Below are 16,585 nucleotides of genomic sequence, written 5' to 3'. Positions count from 1 at the left end.
CCACTATTAACAATAGTGAGCAGCGGGACACCCTGTCAAATGACGATCATGGCGTTCCGGTTCCGTTCGCCGCGCCCGAGGAAGGCATCGGTCCTGTCGAGGCCGAGCAGGCCTATGTGTCGATGCTCTACGACCGGCTGGACCGGCTCCGAGACCGCACCACCACGCGCCTGGCCGAGCTGTACAAGCAGCGCGGGTTCAACCACCAGGCGGTGTGGGAGCGCGAGGCCTTCGTCGACCGCGAGGTGGAGCGGATGGAGCGGCTGCTCGGCGTCGATCGCGGCCTGTGTTTCGGCCGGCTCGACACGATCGAAGGGTCGGTCTCGCACATCGGCCGGATCGCCCTGGCCGACGAGGAATACAACCCGCTGCTGATCGACTGGCGGGCGCCGGCCGCCGAACCCTTCTACCGGGCAACGGCGGCCAACCCGGGGCAGCTGGCCCGGCGGCGGCATATCCAGGTCCGGCACCGCAAGGTCATCGGCGTGGACGACGAGGTGTTCGTCGGTGATGCCCAGGCCGCGCCGGCCGGCTCGATCCACGGCGAGGCCGCCCTCATCGCGTCGCTGAACGCGCATCGCACCGGCCGCATGTCGGACATCGTCGCAACCATCCAGGCCGAGCAGGACCGGATCATCCGGGCACCACTGAAAGGCATCCTGGTGGTGCAGGGCGGGCCCGGCACCGGCAAGACCGTCGCGGCGCTGCACCGTGCGGCCTACCTGCTCTACACCCACCGGGAGCAGCTCGAGCGCAGCGGTGTCCTCGTCATCGGCCCCAACAGCACCTTCATGCGCTATATCGACCAGGTGCTGCCCTCACTCGGCGAGACGGGCGTCAATCTCACCACCATCGGCGGGCTGCTGCCCGGCATCGAGGCGTCGGCCGACGACGACGCGCTGGCACAGCTCAAGGGTGACCTGCGGATGGCCGGTGTCGTCGCCGCCGCCGTCCGGTACCACCAGCGGGTTCCGCGCAAGCCGGTCCGGCTGGAGATCGACGGCGTCGGCCTGGACCTCGACCCGGAGTTCGTCCGTACGGCACGCACCCGCGCCCGCAGGTCCAGGCGCTCTCACAACGAGGCCCGGCCGGTGTTCGTCCGGGAGGTGCTGCGGCCCCTGGCACTGCAGTACCTCGAGCGCTCCGGCCAGGCCGTCGACGACGACGAGCTGGCCGACATGCGGGCGGAGCTGGCCGATCATCCCGACGTTCGCTCGGTGCTCGACGACCTGTGGCCGGCGTTGAGTCCCCAAAGTCTGCTGGCGGCCTTGTTCAGCGACCCGAAGCTGGTGTCGGCCGCTGCTCGTTCCCTCGACCCAGAGGAGCGGCACCTGCTCCAACGCTCCGGACGCAGCCAGGACGGGCCGTGGTCGGAGGCCGACATCCCGTTGCTGGACGAGGCCGCCGAGCTGCTCGGTGAGATCCCCGACGAGACGGCGCTCGCCGCCGCGCGCCGAGCGGAGCAGGAACGCCGCGCGGAACAGGAGTTCGCCGCGGATTTACTCACCGGCCTCGACCTCGGATTCCCCGTCGATGCCTCCCAAGTGGCCGAACGCTACCGGGGAACACCCGCCAGCACCACCACCGAACAGCGGGCCGCGCAGGACCGAGCCTGGGCGTACGGCCACGTGATCATCGACGAGGCGCAGGAACTGTCCCCCATGGCATGGCGGATGGTCATGCGCCGGGTGCCGAGCAAGTCGATGACCGTGGTCGGCGACATCGCCCAGACGTCGGCCGTGGCCGGTGCCCGTTCCTGGAGCGCTGTGCTCGATCCGCACGCCGAAGGCCGGTGGCGGCTGCAGACCCTCTCGGTCAACTATCGGACCCCGGCCGAAGTCATGAAGGTCGCAGCCGACGTGCTCGCCAGCATCGACCCGTCCCTGACGCCACCGGAGTCGGTCCGCTCCACCGGCGAGGCACCGTCAGCCGTACCGGTCACCCCAGACCGGCTCGACGACCGGCTGGCCGAGCTCGTGGCTGTGGACCTCGACGCTGAGGCCGAAGGCCGCACCGCGGTGATCGTCCCTTCGCGCCGGGCCGAGGACGTGTACGCGCGGCTGACCGATCCGGGCGGCGGCGGGATCCCGCCCGAGACGGTGGCGCTCGGCACGCGCGACCCCGCGGCGCTGGACGCCCGGCTCGTGGTGCTCACCGTGAACCAGGCCAAGGGGCTGGAGTTCGACTCGGTGATCGTGATGGAGCCGGCGGAGATCCTCGCCGAATCGGCCCGGGGAGCCACCGACCTCTACGTGGCGGTCACCCGGCCCACCCAGCACCTGACCGTCCTGTACACCGGCGACCTTCCGGACGAGCTCGCCTCCCTCGCCCCATGATCATGGGGACAGTTCCGTGGTGAGGTCAGCCACGAGGCGGACCACGCGATCGTCGGCGGCCAGCTCCTCGTCGAGGCCGCCCAGCACCGACCGGACCGCCTGATCCAGAGGCCCTCGCGCCGCCTCGGTGAACTCGCCGGCCGACGGATCGCGGACCTCGAACGTGTCACCGCGCAGGTGCCGGATCCACCCGGCGAGCAGCCGCGCCGGCCCGACGGCCTCCCGGCCGGCGGCGAGCTCAGCACGCAGCACCGGGAACGCACGAACCGGCAGTTTGCGGGAGCCGTCCATCCCGATCTGGGCCAGCTGGTGCTGAATGCGGGGATTGGTGAACCGGGCGGTCAGCGCGGCCCGGTAGTCGGAGACCTCCGTGCCGTCCAGTTCCAGGTGACGCGCCGCGGCGTCCCACCATTGCTCCACCCAGGCCGCACACACCTCATCGTGCATCGCCTCGGCCACGGTCGCGTGGCCGCGGGTTGCCCCGGCGTAGGCCAGGAGCGAATGAGCGCCGTTGAGCAGCCAGAGCTTGCGCCGTTCGTATACCTCGACGTCGTCGATGAACCGGGCGCCCGCGACGTCCCATTGGGGCCGCCCGGACGGGAACTCCCCGGCCAGGAGCCACTCCGAGAACGGCTCGGTGACTACCGGGCAACGATCGGCCCATCCGGTGAGTGCCTGTGCGACGGCACGGTCCTCCGGTGTCGTCGCGGGCGTGATGCGGTCCACCACGGTGGACACGAACGAGATGTGCGCGTCGATCCACTCCCGCAGGTCCGCGTCGTCGCCCGCGGCGCCCTGAACGGCAATGCGCAGGGCGTTGCCGTTTTCCGGCAGGTTGTCACAGGACACCAGCGCCAGCGGGCCACCGCCTGCCGCACGCCGGGCACGCAGGCCGGCCAGCAGCCGCCCGGGAATCGCCGATGTGGGCTCATACCCGGCCTCGGTGACGGTCAGTGTCACCACGGCCAGCTCCGGAGCAGACATGGTGGCGTGCCAGGCCTCGTCGTCGCCGCCCGGATGGGCCTCCGTCACCACCGGGATGATTTCGGCGTGGTCGCCTTCGGCCCGCCGCGCGATCAGCGTGTACCGGCGCCCCTGGGCATTGAGCGCGTCGGCCATCGCCGGGCTGCGTCCGGTGAAGGCCGCGATTCCCCAGCTGTCGGCGTCCGGCGCGTGCGCTGTGTACCAGGCCTGATGCGCCCGGAAGAACGCGCCAAGCCCGAGATGGGCGATGCGGACCGGTCTGTTCACGATTCTTCCTCCAGTTTGAACGCCCGTCGTGGCTGCCGATCTGTCAGCTGGACGATCACCTCGGTGGCCTCGTCCTCGTCCAGCCGGTGCTCGGCGACGTACTGCGCGAGGACACCGGCGTCGACCCTGCGGGACAGGTCGTGCCGGGCGGGTATCGAGCAGAACGCTCGCGTGTCATCGACGAATCCGGCCGTCTTGCCGAAGCCGGCCGAGTCGGTGACCGCCAGCCGGAAGCGGCGGATGGCGTCGGGAGTGTCGAGGAACCACCACGGCGCGCCCACGTACACGCTCGGGTAGAAGCCGGCCAGCGGCGCGATCTCCCTCGAGTACAGGGACTCGTCGACGGTGAACAACACCAGGTGAAAGCCGGGATGGGTGCCGTAGCGCTCCAGGAGCGGCCGCAGCGCCCGGGTGACCTCCAGCCGCGCCGGGATGTCGTGTCCGGTGTCCGGGCCGAAGCGCTCGAAGGTCGGGCCATGGTGGTTGCGGACGATACCCGGGTGCAGCGCCATCGCCAGTCCGTCGTCACAGGACATCCGGGCCATCTGGGCGAGCATGTGCCGCCGGAACGCGGTGCATTCGTCCTGCGTGGCCGTACCGGTCAGGGCCGCCGCGTAGATACGGTACGCCTCCCTGGCGACCAGGGGTTCAGTGCCGAGGTCGAGATGGCTGTGGTCCGTGGCGGTCGCACCGTGATCGATGAAGTACCGGCGACGCTTCTCCAGGGCGGCGACGTAGCCGTCGTAGGTGCCGGTGTCGACGTCGGCCACCCGGCCGAGGACATCGATCCGCTCCCGCCAGGCCGGAGCGGACGGTTCGAGGTACGCGTCCGGGCGGAAGGTAGGAACCACGCGGCCCCTCCACGACGGGTCGTCCCGCAATGCCGCATGCGCGGACAGGTCGTCGCACGGGTCGTCCGTGGTCGCGAGCACGTCGATGCCGAAGCGCCGATACAAAGCACGCGGCCGGAAGGCGGGGCCGGCGAGCTTGGCCGCGATCTCGTCGAACGTCGCGTCTGCCGTCGCCGCATCCAGCCGGCGATTCACGCCGAAGATCTCCGCCAGCTCCACCTCCAGCCAGTACCGGATGGGGGTGCCCCGGAACTCGGCCCAATGCTCACAGAGCCGGCGCCAGGCCAGCCGCGCTGCCTTCTCGTCCAGCTCACCCTGTCCGACGCCGAGCTCGGCGAGATCGACGCCGTGAGCATGCAGGAGCCGGGTGACGTAGTGATCCGGCGTGACGAACAGGCTGGCAGGGTCCCGGAACGGCTCGTCGCCGGCGAGCATGCCCGGATCCACGTGACCGTGCGGCGAGACGATTGGCAGCTCCCGTACCCGCTCGTACAGCCCCCTGGCGATGGATCGGGACGCGGGATCGGCGGGGAAGAGCCGATCCGGATGAAGCTCATAGCGGCGCGACGATCCGGTCATGCCGACCATCCTCGAGCCGCCACTCCCGAACGGACAAGCGGTTGCCATCTCTTGCCGGACGCGCCGGCTCACTCACGTCCAGAACCGGGCCGGTCACCGTCCTCGTCCCGGGGAGGCGCCGTGGACTCCCGCACGATCAGCTGGGACGGAAGCACGAGGGGCCGACGGGGTCGTGCGTCGGCACCGTTGATCATCGCAATGAGGTGCTGCACCCCCCGTGTACCCAGCTCACGCAACGGCGCTGCCAAGGTCGTCAACGCAGGGGTACACCAGTCCGAGCCGAGGATATTGTCACAACCGATCACGCTGACGTCGTCCGGTACCTTCACCCCGAGATCGTGCAGGCCCTGCATCGCGCCGATGGCCAGCAGATCGTTGTAGGCGATCACCGCCGTGGGCAGAGGGCTCACCAGGTCCGCCGCCGCGGCCCAGCCACCGGCCACCGTGGGTGCATACGGCCCGATCCGGCGGATGGTCATCCCCAGCTGCTCCCCCGCCGCTCGCAACGCCCGCCAGCGGACTGTGTTCGCCCAGGACGTCGGCGGGCCGGAGACGTAGGTGACACGGCGATGCCCCAGCTCGGCCAGGTGCTCCCCCGCGTACCGCATGCCCTGGCCGTTGTCCGGCACGACGCTCGGCACCTGCTGGGTGACCCGATTCATGGTCACCATCGGGCGTCTCCGGGCGACGGCGCGAATGGCCGCGTCGGTCAGCCGGGACGTCGCCAGCGCGAACCCGTCGACCGTGCGGACAAGCTTCTCCATCACCTCGCGTTCCCGTTCCGGAGACTCCCCCACGTCACTCAGGACCAGCGTGTACTCCGCGGCCGCGGCCGCGGACTCGGCGCCACGGATCACCGGGAAGTAGACCGGGTTGGTGATGTCGGAGACGATCAGCACGATGGTGCCGGTCCGGCCGGTCGGTAGGTACTTGGCCAGCGGATTGGCCTGATATCCCAGGCGCGCCGCGACCTCGTGGATACGCTCGCTGGTCTTGGCGCTCACCCGGCCCGGCTGCGACAGCGCCCGCGACACGGTAGACGGTGCCACACCGCACTCCCGGGCCACGTCGTAGATGGTCGGCAGCGACTCGCCATTTCTCTTGCCCATCTGGCCTTTGTGTCATCCCGTCTGGTGGCAACCGATTGCCGCCCGGTACAGTCTGCCATTCGGCGGTCCTGCGCGCACTGGTGCCGATCAGCTCCGGGCCGTGGTCTCACGGGACAGCGCGACCAGGCGGCTCACCGCGCGGTAGTACTTCTTGCGATAGCCACCGGCCAGCAGTTCGCCCGTGAAGAGCCGGTCCAGCGGGACGCCACTCGCCACCACGGAGATGCCCCGGTCGTAGAGGCGGTCGGCCAGCACCACCAGCCGCAGCGCGATGCTCTGATCGTCGACCGGGTGCACGTCGCGAAGGTGGACCCGGGATACGCCGTCGAGCAGCGGCCCGTACCGCGACGGATGAACCGTACTCAGGTGGCGGCACAACGCGTCGAAGTCGTCGAGGGCGCCGCCGGGCCCGTACGCTGTGGCCACTGCTGTCACGGTGTCGGCACTGGCAACCGGTTGCGGAGCCGCGGGCAGGCCACGGTGCCGGTAGTCCTCGCCGTCGATACGCAGCACGTCGAAGCGTGCAGCCAGCGCCTGGATCTCGCGGAGAAAGTCGTCCGCGGCAAACCGGCCCTCGCCCAGCTTGTCGGGAAGCGTGTTGCTCGTCGCCGCCGTCTTGACACCGGCCTCAGTCAGCCGGGTCAGCAACGTGGAGACCAGGACGGTGTCCCCGGGGTCGTCGAGTTCGAACTCGTCGATGCAGACCAGCAGCCGGCCCGAGAGCGCCTCGACCGCAGTCGCGAAGCCGAGCGCGCCCACGAGGTTGGTCAGCTCGACGAACGTGCAGAAGGTCTTGAGCTCGGCGGGCACGGCCACGGCATGCCACAGCGACGCCAGCAGATGTGTCTTGCCCACGCCGAAGCCTCCGTCGAGGTACACGCCGGGGCGTCCAGCGGGAGGAGCGGCGCGCCTGCCGAACCAGCCGCGGCGGCCCTGAGACTCGCCTATCCGTCCGGCGAACGCCCGCAGAGCTGTCACGGCACGCTCCTGAGACGGCTCGGCCGGGTCCGGGACGTAGGTCTCGAAGCTGACCTCGGCGAATCGAGGAGGGGGAATCATCTCCGCTATCAGCCGCGACGGCGGCACCTCAGGATGACGGTTCACCAGCTGATCGGGCACGTCGTCCAGGATAGAGGCGACCGGTCTGATGGAATCAGGGTGTGCGACTCATCTATCCCCCATTCGAGACCGCCGCTAGCCATGACCTGGACCTCGACGATACCGAGGCGCTCGCGGCGCTCTACGCTTATCCGGAGCTCACATCGAGCGGCGTCTGGACCAGGGCCAATATGGTCAGCAGCATCGACGGGGCCGCGCAGGGGCCCGACGCCCGCTCCGGTACTCTCTCCACGCCCACCGACCAGCGGGTCTTCGCCTTACTTCGCGCTCTCGCCGACGTGGTGCTCGTGGGCGCCGGCACGGCACGCGCGGAAAGCTACGGCCCGGCCGAGCCGGACACCGTCTACGCGACGCTGCGTGAGCGTGACGGCCGCCCCCCGGCCGCGCCGATGGCTGTGGTCAGCCGCCGGCTCGAACTGCACCCGTCGTCGCCATTGTTCACCCGCGCGCTCGACGTGACGGGCGCCGCACAGCGCACCATCGTCCTGACCGTCGAGTCCGCGCCGCCCGAACGGCGCTCGGCTCTGGCGGAGGTGGCCGATGTGATCGTCGCGGGAGAGAAGGACGTCGACCCCTCCGCCGCGCTCTCGCAGCTGGCCGAGCGCGGACTGCGGCGAGTGCTGTGCGAGGGCGGCCCGAGCCTGCTCGCGGAGGTGGCGCGCGCCGGCCGGCTGGACGAGCTGTGCTACACCGTCACGCCGATGCTCGCGGGCGGTTACGCCACCCGCATCCTCGACGGCGCGCCGATCCACGACAGCCGCTGGCAGCTCGCGCACCTGCTGGAGGACGACGGCGCACTGCTCACCCGCTGGCTGCACAGCCCGGTGATGCGTCAGAGCGAAAGAACGGACGCGATGTCGTAACTGACCGGCTCCTCGAGCTGTTCATAGGTGCAGGTGCGCGGGTCCCGGTCCGGTCGCCAGCGCCGGAAGGGCGCCGTGTGCCGCAGGCGGGTGCCCTGCATGTGGTCGTAGGCGACCTCGACCACCAATTCCGGGCGCAGCGGTTCCCACGACATGTCCTTGCCGGCGTTCCACCGGCTCTGCCCTCCGGGGAGCCGTTTACCTTCGTGCGCCTCCGCCCGGGCCCACTCCGCCCAGGGGTGCTCGGTGAAGACCTCGTCGCCCATCCGGAACGGAGCGAGTTCCTCGACCAGCTCGGCGCGGCGCTTCATCGGGAACGACGCGCTGACGCCGATGAAGTGCAACGTGCCCTCGTCGTCGTAGAGACCCAACAGCAGAGAGCCGACCACGCCCCCGCTCTTGTGCCAGCGGAAGCCCGCCACCACACAGTCGGCAGTCCGGTCATGCTTGATCTTCACCTGCGTACGCTGGCCCGGCTGATACGGGTCTCGCAGCCCTTTGGCGATCAGCCCGTCCAGGCCCGCTCCTTCGAACTGGTCGAACCACTGCTCGGCCACCGTCAGATCGGTGGTGGCCTGCACCAGGTGCACCGGCGGGCCAGCATCGGCCATGGCGTCCACCAGAGCGGCACGCCGCTTCTCGAACGGGTCGGCCATCAGGTTGACGTCGCCGAGGGCGAGCAGGTCGAAGGCGACGAAGCTGGCCGGCGTGCGTTCCGCGAGCTCGTCTACGCGTGACTTCGCCGGATGGATCCGGTCGAGCAGGCGCTCGAAGTCCAGATGGTCGTCGGTGACGATGACGATCTCACCGTCGACGACGCACCGAGGCGGCAAGTGCTCGCGCACCGCCTGGACGACTTCCGGGAAATACCTGGTCATCGGCTTCTCGTTCCGGCTGCCGATCTCCACCTCGTCGCCGTCGCGGTAGATGATGGCGCGGAAGCCGTCCCATTTGCCCTCATAGTGCATTCCGGCGGGGATCTTCTTCGCGGATTTGGCCAGCATGGGCGCCACGGGCGGCATCACAGGTAACAGCACACGAACAATCTAGCGGCAGGCATTCATCTGTGACCACGAACACGCGTGGTAGTGCCACTATGGCGTAAGCGGCCTCGGCGCGATGCCAGTAGCGTCGAGCGGCGGACACCGGGAGGTTGGCCATGTCGTACAAAGTCGTCGTGCTGGTCGAGGAGCCCGTCACCAACTGGGACGCCCGGCAGATCGTCGCCCTTCACGCGGATATTCCCCACGACGTCCATTACTTTGTGCTGATCCCCGTCGAGGATGCCGCGAGCCGAGTGGAGGCCACCATCGGATCTCTCGCCGCGAGCGAGGTCATGGGGACAGCCGCCCTGTATCTGGACGAGAACGACCTGGAACGGGTCCACGAGGAGATCCGGGCGGCCAGCAGGCACTCGCTCGAGATCTCGGTCCGCGCCTTCGGCGATCTCGGTGTGCGGGTCACCGGCGAGGTCACCGCCACCGACCCGCTCGAGCGGCTGTATTCACTGGTCCAGGAGTGCGATGCCGCCGAGGTCATCATCCTCACCCGCCCGCACGTTGTCGCGGAGCTGTTCCACGTCGACTGGACCACGCGGGCACGGCGTAGGCTCAAGGTCCCGGTACTGCACCTGCTCGCGCAGTCCGAACCCGACTGGGAGTCCGAGGCACGCCAGCACCACGGAGACCAGGAGCTCGGAGAGGACGCGTGAGGACGGCGACCATCACGAGCACCCGGCACGTGGGGACCGGAACGCGAACGGAGTAGACGAGTGAGTGAACCGGTCTTCCTCGACGTGGGCGGCCGCGAGGTCCGGGTGTCCAATCCGGACAAGGTGTACTTCCCTGAGCGTGGTTTCACCAAGCTCGACGTCGTTGAGTACTTCCTCGCCGTGGGCGACGGCATCCTGCATGCTCTGCGCGAGCGCCCCACCACGCTGGAACGCTGGCCCAGTGGCGTCATCGAGGGCGCGAAGCTGTCCACGCGGCAGGACAACAGAGGCGATGCCTTCTACCAGAAGCGGGTGCCGAAGGGTGCGCCGTCATGGGTGGAGACCGCCCGCATCACCTTCCCCAGCGGCCGGCCCGCCGACGAAGTCTGCCCCACGGAGCTCGCCGTTGTGCCATGGGCGGCCAACCTGGGCACGCTGACCTTCCATCCGTGGCCGGTGCGCCGCGACGACACCGACCGGCCGGACCAGATGCGCATCGACCTGGACCCGCAGCCGGGTACGGACTTCGCCGACGCCGCACGCCTGGCGCACGCCGCCCGTGCCCTCCTGGACGAGCTCGGCATGGACGGTTTCCCCAAGACATCCGGCGGCCGCGGTGTCCACCTGTACGTGCCCATCGAGCCGCGCTGGGACTTCGTCGAGGTCCGCCGCGCGGTCATCGCGTTCGGCCGCGAACTAGAGCGCCGCGAGCCCGAACAGGTCACGATGTCCTGGTGGAAGGAGGACCGCGGCGAGCGGGTCTTCATCGACTACAACCAGATGTGCCGGGACCGGACCATGGCCTCGGCGTACTCGGTCCGGCCGAAGCCCCGGGCGACGGTCTCGGCGCCGCTGCGCTGGGACGAGCTGGACGACGTCGTCCCGGAAGACTTCGACATCTCCACCATGCCGGACAGGTTCGCCCAGGTAGGCAACCCGCACACCGAGCTCGACGAGCGCGCGTACTCCCTCGAGCCACTCCTGGAGATGGCCGAGCGCGACTCCCGAGACCGGGACCTCGGCGATCTCCCCTACCCGCCGGATTATCCGAAGATGCCGGGAGAGCCGAAACGCGTCCAGCCCAGCCGCGCCCGGGCCGACACCTGACCCCGCGCTCAGCGGCGCGCTACGGTCATAGGTATGGCCTACGAGGTACAGAAGACCGAGGACGAGTGGCGGGCTGAGCTCTCGCCGCAGGAATACCACGTGCTCCGCGAGGCGGGCACCGAACGCGCCGGTACCAGTCCGCTGGAACACGCCGACGACCGGCCATACGTGTACCAGTGCCGTGCATGCGGGGCCGAGCTGTTCGAGACCGCCACCAAGTTCGACGCGCACTGCGGATGGCCGGCGTTCTACGCACCGCTCGCCGAGGACCGTGTCGAGTACATCGAGGACCGGAGTCTCGGTCAAGTGCGGACCGAGGTCCGCTGCTCCCGCTGTGGCTCGCACCTCGGACATCTCTTCACCGGCGAGGGTTTCCCCACGCCCACCGATCAGCGGTATTGCATCAACGGCGTGGCATTGCGTCGCGTTTCCTGAAACGTCCTCCGCCGCGGGAATTCCCCAAGGGAATTCGCGCGGTTTCCGGGGGAAGGGACATTCGCGTCTGCCGACCACGAAAAACCTCTCCGATGCCCCGAATCTGCAAGCATGGCTTGACGCTGACCTGCTTGTTTGCCGAATGTCGATGGGCTACTCTCAGCCGTGAGGCCACTACGCATCAAACGTTGTGCGGCTCTCATCGGATGTGAAAGGAGGCCGACGTGGCAGCGTCGCCCGAGTCCCCCACTGACACGATTCCGGAATTCGACCCTGACTTTCGTGGCACAGAGTATGTCTATATCCGCATGGCCGATCATCTCGAGGCTCGGATCCGAGCTCGCGAGCTACTCCCTGGCAGCAGACTGCCGTGCGAGCGCGAGCTGGCGATGGAATACGGCGTATCTCTGGGCACGGTCCGCAAAGTCGCCGCGGAGTTGAGGAAGCGGCACCTCATCTGCACGCTTCCGGCCAAGGGCACGTATGTCCTGTGACGGTTTCGCGTGATGGCACAGGACATACCCGGCCTGCGCACCGCCCGGTTCCGCGACCTCGATGCCCACACGCTCTACGGGTTGCTGAAACTGCGTGTCGATGTCTTCGTCGTCGAGCAGGAGTGCCCGTATCCAGAGCTCGACGGAAGAGACACCCTGCCATCCACCTGGCACCTCTGGTTCCCCGGTCCGGATCACCTGCCACTGGCCTACCTGCGGATGCTGGACGAGCCGGGCGGCGCCGCGCGGATCGGCCGGGTGGCCGTGGCGCCCGCGGCACGGGGAACCGGCCTCGCGGGCCGGCTGATGGACGCCGCGCTCGAGCTGGTCGGTGATCGGTCCTGTGTGCTCGACGCCCAGGCGTACCTGGTGGCGTTCTATCGGCGATACGGGTTCTCCCCTACCGGCCCGGAGTACCTGGAGGACGGGATCCCGCACGTCCCCATGGCCCGGCCCCCCGCTCCACGCTCCTGATCAGCAAGGATCGCCAGACTCAGGGCAGGGCGGCGACGAGCTCCTCCACCGGCATCCGACGACCCGTGTAGAAGGGGACTTCCTCCCGCACATGCCGGCGCGCGCCCGAGGCCCTCAGGTGCCGCATCAGGTCGACGATCCGGTGCAGTTCGTCGGCCTCGAACGCCAGCATCCACTCGTAGTCGCCGAGCGCGAACGAGGCCACGGTGTTGGCTCGCACATCCGGGTAGCCGCGCGCCATCTGGCCGTGTTCGGCCAGCATGGCGCGGCGTTCATCGTCGGGCAGGAGGTACCACTCGTACGACCGGACGAACGGGTACACGCACACATAGGCACGCGGCTCTTCGTCGGCCAGGAACGCGGGCACGTGACTCTTGTTGAACTCCGCCGGACGGTGCAGCGCGGCCTGCGACCAGACCGGATCGAGCCGCGTGCCCAGCCCCGTCCTGCGGAAGCGCTGGTAGGCACTTTGCAGCTCGTCGATGTCCGCCGCATGCCACCAGACCATCAGGTCCGCGTCGGCGCGCAGACCGGAGACGTCATAGAGGCCCCGGACCACCACGTCCTTGCCGGCCAGCTCGTCGAACAGCCCGGTGACACCGGCGGCCAGGGGCGCACGTTCGGACTCACCCAGGGGGTCCCGTACCCGGAACACCGACCACATCGTGTACCGGATCACGTTGTTCAGTTCGCGGGCCTTGGGACGCGGGGACTGCTCCGTCATGACTCGATCCTGACACGGCCGTCGCGTACGTCCTCAGCCACCCCGGCAGCGGCCGCCTGCGCCGCGGCCACGCAGGCAGCGATCCCAACTCCGTCGTAGGCGGCGCCGCACACGGCCAGCCCCGGCAGTGCGGACACATGCTCGCGGATACGGCGGACGCGGCCGAGGTGGCCCACCGCGTACTGCGGCAGCGCGCCACCCCAGCGGGTGACTCTGGCGTCCACCGGCCGCCCGCGCACTCCGGTGGCGACGGTCAGGTCGGTCATCACGGCCTCGATTAGTTCCGCGTCGTCACGCTGCAGCTCGGCCTCCTGCCGGTACCGGCCCACGGAGGCTCGCAGCACCACCACGTCGCCGGCCCGCTTCCCCAGCCAGGGCCACTTCACCGACGAGTACGTGACCGCCTTGATCGTGTGCCCGTCCACGGGCGGCACCAGGAACCCCGACGCCGCGGGAGGCTCGGGAAACGACGCCACAGGAATGGCGAGCGTGACGATGGCCATGCTGGCCGTCTCGATCGAGGCCAGCTCGGCCGCGGCGGTACCGGCCACGTCGCGCAGCAGCCGGGCCGAGGGCGCCGCCGGCACGGCGAGCACCACGGCGTCCACGTCGAGGAACTCCGGCGCCGGGCGCGGACCGGTCACCAGGCGCCATCCCCTGGCGGTACGGGCGAGCTCGCGGACCGTGATTCCGGTACGGACGGTTGCCCGTGCAGCCCGGGCGACCGCCCCCGGGATGCGGCCGAGTCCACCGTCCACGCCGGCGAAGACGTGTCCACCCGCAGGCCCCCGGGCTGCCTGTAGGGAGTCGGCCGCCGCCGCGAGGGTGTCGTGCCTGCGGGCGGCCGCGGCGAGCGCCGGCACCGTGGCCTCCAATGACAGCTCATCCGCGTGCCCTGCGTAGACGCCGCCGAGCAACGGCTCGACGACGCGTTCCACCACAGCGCGGCCCATCCTGGCGGCGACCAGGCGCCCGATCGCGATGTCGTCGTCGTGCAGCACGCCAGCGGCGCTGGCTTCGTCGGCATGCTGCGCGGCGGCGACCTCCTGCTCGGTGAGCAGCCCGGTGAGCGACGACGCACGGGACGGGACGCCCATGACAGTTCCCGCGGGCATCGGGTGGATCCGCCCGCGGCTCCAGATCCCGGCGCCGGCCTCGGCGGGGTGCATGACGTCGTCACCGAGCCCGGCCGCGCGTACCAGCTCCACGGCCTCCGGACGCCGCGCCAGCAAGGACTCCGCACCTATGTCCACCGGCAAGCCGGCCACCTCGGCTACCCGCAGGTGACCGCCGACGACGTCGCGTTGCTCGAGAACCACCAGCTCGGCGTCGTCTCCGAGTGACTGCCGCAGGAACCACGCGGCCGCCATCCCGCTGATGCCTCCGCCGACGACGGCGACCCTCGTGCCGCCAGGTGGTGCTCCCATCCCGCAACCTTCCCCGTGACGTTCCCGTGGCCTGATCGTGACTCGGCGAGCGCAACCGCCGCGAGCCGTTCGCCGTCCGATAAGGCGACGGACCGGACGCGACGGAAGGCACGCCATGAAACGACGGACGGTAGTAGCGTACGCGGCCGCCGGGGCGGTCCTGTTCACCGGCGCATGCAGCGCCGTTGGATCGGATTCCAGTGGCGGCTCGGACATGGACCGCAACGTCGCCGCGCAGGAAGCTCCCGACTCCGATGACAGCGCGTCCAGCCCCGACGGCGAGTCTCAAGGCGGCGAGGAAGCCTCGGCCGCTCGCGGCTCCGCCGGTGTGATCACCCAGGTGCCGGACGAGGCGCTGGGCCGGAGCATCGTCTACACGATCGGCCTGTCGATCACCACTGACGACGTCGACGAAGCCGCCGCGAAGGCGGCGTCCGTCGCCCGCAGCGCGGGAGGGTTCGTCGCGGACGAGCGGACCACGTCGCACTCCTCGACGCTCACCCTGCGGGTGCCGACAGAGCAGCACTCGGACGCGGTCGCCGAACTCCAGGATCTGGGTGAGGTCACTCACCGCAGTCGCAGCACCGAGGACGTCACGCAGCAAGTCGTGGACACGAAGTCCCGCATCTCATCTCAGCGCGAGAGCATCGCCCGGATCCGGACGCTTCTCGGCGAGGCGGAGGAGCTCAGCGACGTGATCTCCATCGAGGCCGAACTCGCCGCCCGCGAGGCGGATCTCGACGCACTCCTGAGCCGCCAGGAGCAGCTGTCCAACCTGACGACGCTGGCCACGATCGACGTCACCTTCCGTGCGGCATCCGCGGAGGCCGAGGACTCCGAAGCTGCCGTCGGCTTCCTCGCCGGCCTGAAGAACGGCTGGAACGCGTTCACCGACGTGATGGGCGGCGCCGCCACCGCTCTCGGCGCGGCGCTGCCCTTCATGCTGCTGGCAGCCGTGCTGGGCGTGCCGCTGTGGCTGTGGCTCAGGCGCCGGCGTCCGTCCGGGCAGCACCCGATGGCCGCTCAGCCTTCCGTGCCTCCCGCGGCGTGAACCCGTTCGACGACCCGGGCCAGCACGTCGGGGTCGGTTGACGGCAGGACACCGTGACCGAGATTGAAGATGTGCCCGGGCGCGGCTCGACCCTCGGCGACGATGCGATCCACCTCGACGTCAACGACGGCCCGGTCCGCGAACAGGATCGCGGGGTCGAGGTTCCCCTGCAGCGCCTTTCCGGGCACCCGCCGGGCGGCCTCGTCGAGTGGCAGCCGCCAGTCGACACCGACGACGTCCGCGCCCGCCTCCGCCATCAGCGGAAGGAACTCCGACGTCCCGACCCCGAAGTGGATCCGCGGCACCGAGGCGATGCCCGCGAGCACCGACGCGCTGTGTGGCATGACATAGCGCCGGTACTCCGACTCGGACAGGGCACCCGCCCAGGAGTCGAACAGCTGGATCACGCTGGCGCCGGCGTCGATCTGCACCTGCAGGAACGACGCGGTGATCGCGGCCACCCGGCTGAGCAGTTCGTGCCACACGGCCGGCTCGCTGTGCATCAGGGCCTTGGTCCGCTCGTGATGACGCGACGGGCCCCCCTCGACCAGATACGAGGCGAGAGTGAACGGCGCGCCCGCGAAACCGATGAGCGGTGTAGAGCCCAGCTCGGCGACGAGTCCGTGGATCGCTTCGGTGATAAACCCGACGTCGCCCGGCTCAAGTGGCCGCAGGCGCTCCAGGTCGGCCGCTCCGCGGACGGGCGAGGCGACCACGGGCCCGACGCCCGGCTGGATCTCCACGTCGATCCCCGCGGCTTTCAGCGGAACCACGATGTCGGAGAAAAGGATCGCCGCGTCCACGCCGTAGCGGCGCACAGGTTGCATGGTGATCTCCACGACCATGTCCGGCCGCTGGCACGATTCGAGCATCGGCACGCCCTCGCGGACCTTGCGGTACTCGGGCAGGGACCGGCCGGCCTGGCGCATGAACCACACAGGTGGACGCTCGGTTCGCTGGCCGCGGCTGGCACGTACCAAAAGGCTCTCGTTCACGCGTCAATCGTGGCATGCTGGGCGCGCCTCCCTGACAGCGGGCGCATTCCGGCTTAATC

General features: G+C 69.7%; 16 protein-coding genes. 8 read left to right on the top strand and 8 right to left on the bottom strand.

Annotation, left to right across the window (positions count from 1 at the left end; genetic code table 11):
* Positions 1–122: 122 nt before the first annotated feature.
* Positions 123–2,336, top strand: coding sequence for an AAA family ATPase (locus G1H11_RS02295; protein ID WP_163815949.1), 2,214 nt, complete (start codon positions 123–125; stop codon positions 2,334–2,336).
* Here the strand turns inward: G1H11_RS02295 and G1H11_RS26800 are convergent, their stop codons facing one another.
* The 4 genes from G1H11_RS26800 to zapE all read right to left on the bottom strand — a co-directional run bounded on the left by G1H11_RS26800 (position 2,337) and on the right by zapE (position 7,245).
* Complete coding sequence (locus G1H11_RS26800) at positions 2,337–3,587, bottom strand: mannitol dehydrogenase family protein (protein ID WP_216843359.1); 1,251 nt, start codon at positions 3,585–3,587, stop codon at positions 2,337–2,339.
* Positions 3,584–5,017, bottom strand: coding sequence for a glucuronate isomerase (gene uxaC, locus G1H11_RS02285; RefSeq protein WP_163815589.1), 1,434 nt, complete (start codon positions 5,015–5,017; stop codon positions 3,584–3,586). Before uxaC ends, G1H11_RS26800 begins: the two co-directional genes overlap by 4 nt.
* A gap of 68 nt (positions 5,018–5,085) precedes the next feature.
* Positions 5,086–6,126 carry a LacI family DNA-binding transcriptional regulator gene (locus G1H11_RS02280; RefSeq protein WP_163815588.1) on the bottom strand — a complete coding sequence of 347 codons (1,041 nt, stop codon included), beginning with the start codon at positions 6,124–6,126 and terminating at the stop codon, positions 5,086–5,088.
* A gap of 87 nt (positions 6,127–6,213) precedes the next feature.
* Positions 6,214–7,245, bottom strand: a complete 1,032-nt coding sequence (gene zapE, locus G1H11_RS02275; RefSeq protein ID WP_216843358.1) for a cell division protein ZapE — start codon at positions 7,243–7,245, stop codon at positions 6,214–6,216.
* Between the two features lie 41 nt (positions 7,246–7,286).
* Here zapE and G1H11_RS02270 point away from each other — a divergent pair, with 41 nt between their 5' ends.
* Positions 7,287–8,108 (top strand): pyrimidine reductase family protein, encoded by an 822-nt coding sequence (locus G1H11_RS02270; RefSeq protein ID WP_216843357.1) that lies wholly within the window; start codon positions 7,287–7,289, stop codon positions 8,106–8,108.
* On the opposite strand, the gene G1H11_RS02265 is transcribed toward G1H11_RS02270, so the two are convergent.
* Positions 8,078–9,145, bottom strand: coding sequence for an ATP-dependent DNA ligase (locus G1H11_RS02265; protein WP_163815586.1), 1,068 nt, complete (start codon positions 9,143–9,145; stop codon positions 8,078–8,080). The genes G1H11_RS02270 and G1H11_RS02265 overlap by 31 nt on opposite strands.
* A gap of 122 nt (positions 9,146–9,267) precedes the next feature.
* Between G1H11_RS02265 and G1H11_RS02260 the strand changes: the two genes are divergently transcribed.
* The 5 genes from G1H11_RS02260 to G1H11_RS02240 all read left to right on the top strand — a co-directional run bounded on the left by G1H11_RS02260 (position 9,268) and on the right by G1H11_RS02240 (position 12,329).
* Complete coding sequence (locus tag G1H11_RS02260; RefSeq protein ID WP_163815584.1) at positions 9,268–9,819, top strand: hypothetical protein; 552 nt, start codon at positions 9,268–9,270, stop codon at positions 9,817–9,819.
* Positions 9,820–9,879: 60 nt separating this feature from the next.
* Positions 9,880–10,926, top strand: coding sequence for a non-homologous end-joining DNA ligase (ligD, locus tag G1H11_RS02255; protein WP_163815582.1), 1,047 nt, complete (start codon positions 9,880–9,882; stop codon positions 10,924–10,926).
* A 33-nt stretch (positions 10,927–10,959) separates the two neighbouring features.
* The gene (gene msrB / locus G1H11_RS02250; protein WP_163815580.1) at positions 10,960–11,361 is read left to right on the top strand and encodes a peptide-methionine (R)-S-oxide reductase MsrB; all 402 of its coding nucleotides are present in this window, start codon (positions 10,960–10,962) and stop codon (positions 11,359–11,361) included.
* Between the two features lie 224 nt (positions 11,362–11,585).
* On the top strand, positions 11,586–11,855 hold the full coding sequence (locus G1H11_RS02245; protein ID WP_216843356.1) for a winged helix-turn-helix domain-containing protein: 270 nt from the start codon (positions 11,586–11,588) through the stop codon (positions 11,853–11,855).
* Between the two features lie 12 nt (positions 11,856–11,867).
* Entirely contained in the window at positions 11,868–12,329 is a 462-nt protein-coding gene (locus tag G1H11_RS02240; protein WP_163815578.1) for a GNAT family N-acetyltransferase, read from the top strand.
* 19 nt (positions 12,330–12,348) lie between these two features.
* Here G1H11_RS02240 and hemQ read toward each other — a convergent pair whose 3' ends face one another.
* The gene (gene hemQ / locus G1H11_RS02235; RefSeq protein ID WP_163815576.1) at positions 12,349–13,053 is read right to left on the bottom strand and encodes a hydrogen peroxide-dependent heme synthase; all 705 of its coding nucleotides are present in this window, start codon (positions 13,051–13,053) and stop codon (positions 12,349–12,351) included.
* Positions 13,050–14,480: a protoporphyrinogen oxidase gene (gene hemG / locus G1H11_RS02230; protein WP_163815574.1), complete on the bottom strand. Its 1,431-nt coding sequence runs from the start codon at positions 14,478–14,480 to the stop codon at positions 13,050–13,052. The genes hemQ and hemG overlap by 4 nt, the downstream gene beginning before the upstream one ends.
* Positions 14,481–14,595: 115 nt before the next feature.
* On the opposite strand from hemG, the gene G1H11_RS02225 reads away from it, so the two are divergent.
* Entirely contained in the window at positions 14,596–15,531 is a 936-nt protein-coding gene (locus tag G1H11_RS02225; protein WP_163815572.1) for a DUF4349 domain-containing protein, read from the top strand.
* Here the strand turns inward: G1H11_RS02225 and hemE are convergent.
* The gene (gene hemE / locus G1H11_RS02220) at positions 15,504–16,526 is read right to left on the bottom strand and encodes a uroporphyrinogen decarboxylase (protein WP_163815570.1); all 1,023 of its coding nucleotides are present in this window, start codon (positions 16,524–16,526) and stop codon (positions 15,504–15,506) included. The genes G1H11_RS02225 and hemE overlap by 28 nt on opposite strands.
* Positions 16,527–16,585: the final 59 nt, after the last annotated feature.

This window comes from Phytoactinopolyspora alkaliphila, from assembly GCF_010550695.1.
Lineage (GTDB): Bacteria > Actinomycetota > Actinomycetes > Jiangellales > Jiangellaceae > Phytoactinopolyspora > Phytoactinopolyspora alkaliphila.
Note: the sequence above shows the minus strand (reverse complement) of the source record. Positions and strands in the feature narration are given on the sequence as shown.